The sequence below is a fragment of the Chloroflexota bacterium genome (assembly GCA_035652535.1).
Classification (GTDB): domain Bacteria; phylum Chloroflexota; class UBA6077; order UBA6077; family SHYK01; genus DASRDP01.
On sequence record DASRDP010000003.1, the window covers coordinates 1 to 3,402 of the forward strand.

The following is a 3,402-nucleotide window of genomic DNA, read 5'->3' on the forward strand; positions in this document are numbered from 1 at the left end:
GCGCCAACACCGGGAGAGTCTTCATGCTCCGCACTTATGGGAATACAGCGCATGAGATCTGGGATGTGACGAATCCGGCTTCCCCCTTTGGAGTGCGAACCGTTGCGGGCAGCAACCCCGTCATCGGAGCAGGGACGGGACAGCCGGGAGCGCTGGCAGGAACGCACAAGAGCTGGTGGGAGTGCGACACGGGCATCGCTTACATCGTCGGCCGGCGCGGCAATGACACCGCGTCGGGTTGGAAGGGTGGGAACCACATCTTCATCTTCGACCTCAGCAACCCGGCAAGCCCGGTCTTCCTCCGCGATTGGGCGCTCGACGGCCAGCAACCGGGTGGAGCGCCGATCCCGCACTTCGGCACCACCGTCCCCAGCATCCATGGTCCGATCTCCACCGGTCCCAACGCCTCCAGCAATCCCATCTCTGGAACGGGCGCCACACTCGACCGTGTCTACTTCGCCTATGGGACCAGTTCTTCGGGAGTCATGCAGATCGTCGACCGCACGAAGCTGCTGCCGCCGCCGTGGGGCACGGGGGTCACCTGTGGCTCCGCCGCGTCTTCGCAGCTCCCCACTCCCTGCACCGATTTCAAGACGGCAGAGCTCGGGCGCTGGATCATGAATCCGGACAACGGCGCTCACACGAGCTTTCCGATCGGGAAGATCCCCATCCAGGACTTCATCGTCGCTCCTGAAACGGGCAACCCGGATCTCGGAACGCCTCGCGACATCGTCTTCGTCACGTCCGAGGCAACGGCAAACTTCTGCGCCGGACAGGTCCGGCACTTGAGCTTCACCGTGGACGCGACGGACGAAGGGCGTCCGCAGTCGATCGCGACGTACCAGGTGCCGGAAGCAAGCGGGCACTTCTGCGCGCGAGGCGGACGCTTCGGGCCGCACGCGACGAACGAGGAGTTCGGGCCGCCCTTCTACCAGAAGCTCGTCTTCACCTCCCAGTTCAATGCCGGCGTACGCGTCACCGACATTCGGGATCCATATGATCCCAAGGAGGTGGCCTTCTTCATCCCGGCAGTCAATGCGAACACGGACCTCCGATGCGCGCCGTTCCGGGGCGATCCGAACGTCTGCGTCCAGGCGGTGCAGACGAACAACGTCGCGACCGACGACCGCGGCTTCGTCTACATCGTGGACCGCGCCGACAGCGGATTGCACGTGCTGCGACTGACCGGAGATGCGGCACGGATCGCCGGCCTGAGCGACGACGATTAGCAAGCCACCGGGGACCGGCTGCCGGTGAGCCGGTCCCCGCATTTCTCGCCCAGGGATCCCGTCGGTCGCTTGCTATTTTCCGGAAGTGGCCGCCGCCACCCGTGAAGGGGCGCGACCTGGCGGTCTCCCTTCACGTTGCGGACCGTAACAGAGTGCGGCCGGGGTTCGGCTACACCTCGGCGCGCAAGGAGGTTCTTCCTTCAGCCTGATCCTCCGGTTACGACGCGAGCGCGGCCCGCGGCGCCTGCAACTGTGTATTTCTTTGCTGCGACCGTACTTGACTCCACTCCATCGACCGCTGGCATACGGAATCGCTCTCCATCGAGGTCACGAGCAGCGAGCCCCAGAGCGCCGGCGGCGACATCGTGGTGAGCGGCGGGGTGGTCCAGGTCCGCGCCGATCGGCTGGGCTCGGGTCGCGGGCGCGTGTACACCATCACCGCTTCCGCGCGGGACATCGCCGGGAACGTGGCCTCCAGCACCGCCACCTGCTCTGTGCCGCACGACCAGAGAAAGTAGGCGACGAGGGCGACGTGTTCCCGATCAGGGCCGCCCCGGTCCGCGTGCGCAAGGGGCGGCCGTATCGCCGGAAGTCGGCCGGGCGCAGCAGGCGAAATTCAGGCAGGTCTGTTGCGTAAAGAAGGCATGCAGCCGAATCTCGTCGGTCTGATCATCGGTGTGGTCGGGACCATCGTCACCGTCGGCGTGGCGGTCGGGCTCCCGGCGCTCGCGATCATCGCCATCAAGTACTTCAAGTTCAGGGAGCGCGAGCTGACGCTGGAGATGGAGTACCGCCACCAGTCGCAGCAGAAGGGCCTGGACATCGAGCAGCGGGTGCAGCGCCTGGAGGACGCGCTGTCCAGCCTCGACCACGACGTGCGGATGCGGCTGGGGATCGGGCGGTCGCAGGTATCCATTTCTCACGCCGAGCTCTTCGAGGTCCCGGCCGCGCCGGAGGCTGAGCAAGGGCCGCTCGATCCGGTCCCGATCAAGGCTCGATAGCCATCCTCGATGGCGCAGCGGCGAAGCTGCCGTTGCTGGGCGGGAGGTTCGCCGTCATCGCTGGAGGCCTCGGCAACCGGAGATTCCCGCTTCTGTTCACGCGTCCGGCCGAGGGTGGCATTCGAGAAGCCATTCGCCGCTCGAGCAATCCGATCCTGTTCGACCTCCACCTGGAGGTCATTCGCGCGATGACATGGTCATGATGAGGACCCCTTAGATCATGCGTCGCGCCCATCCTGACGCCCAACAGAAACGAGAGAACACGCGCATGCTGTCGCCCGACCAGTCGAGATCGTTTTGTGCGGAGCTCGATGCCGTCCGCGCCGAATACCTGGCCAAGGTCGGCGATCGCGACGCCGAGCACATCCGGAGCGTGCGAGCGTTCGCGCGGATGTCGCACGTCGCCGGTCGCCTCCTCATCCATTTCAGCCTCGAGCCGATCAGCTGGAGCGCGGGCGTGCTCGCGCTCGCCGCCTACAAGGTGCTGGACAACATGGAGATCGGTCACAACGTGCTGCACGGCCAGTACGACTTCATGCACGATCCGACGCTCAGCTCCGCGACCTACGAATGGGAGATGGTCGGCACGGCGAAGAGCTGGAAGCGAGCGCACAATGCGACCCACCACGTCTTCACCAACGTGATCGGGCGGGACGAAGACTTCGGCTACACGGCGTTCCGGTTCTCCGATGACGTCGCCTGGAACCCGGCGCACCTCGCGCAGCCGCTGCTCAGTCCGCTCAGCGGCCTGTTCTTCCAGTACATGATCGGGGCCTATGACATCGGCCTGCTCGATTACCTCCGGCCACGTCGCTTGAAGGCGGCGAAGAGGAGGCGCCCCCGGGGCGAACGGGCTCGTGACCTCTGGGCTTTCGTGAAAAAAGCCAGTCGCAGGAGCTTCGCCGATTACGTCGGCTATCCGGCGCTGGCGGGGCCATTGGCGGCGAAGGTGGCCGCGGGCAATGCGCTCGCGAACGCGGTCCGCAACGGGTGGGCCTACGCAGTGATCTACTGCGGCCATCTCACTGAAGGCACCGCCACCTTCCGCGAGGAGGATCTCGAAGGGGAAGACAGGGCGCATTGGTACGCCCGGCAGGTGATGGGCAGCAGCAACTTCGAGATCGGCCCGGTGGGGCGGGTGCTCAGCGGCCATCTCGGCTTCCAGATCGAGC

3 protein-coding genes are annotated in these 3,402 nt (G+C 65.7%); all 3 read left to right on the forward strand.

Features of this window, described 5'->3' with window-relative positions; all coding sequences use genetic code 11:
- Positions 1-1,229: hypothetical protein (locus tag VFC51_00520; GenBank protein ID HZT05489.1), on the forward strand; the 1,229-nt coding region annotated here is incomplete at its 5' end.
- 629 nt (positions 1,230-1,858) lie between these two features.
- Entirely contained in the window at positions 1,859-2,230 is a 372-nt protein-coding gene (locus VFC51_00525) for a hypothetical protein (GenBank protein ID HZT05490.1), read from the forward strand.
- A gap of 268 nt (positions 2,231-2,498) precedes the next feature.
- On the forward strand, positions 2,499-3,402 hold a 904-nt coding region (locus tag VFC51_00530; protein HZT05491.1), incomplete at its 3' end, for a fatty acid desaturase.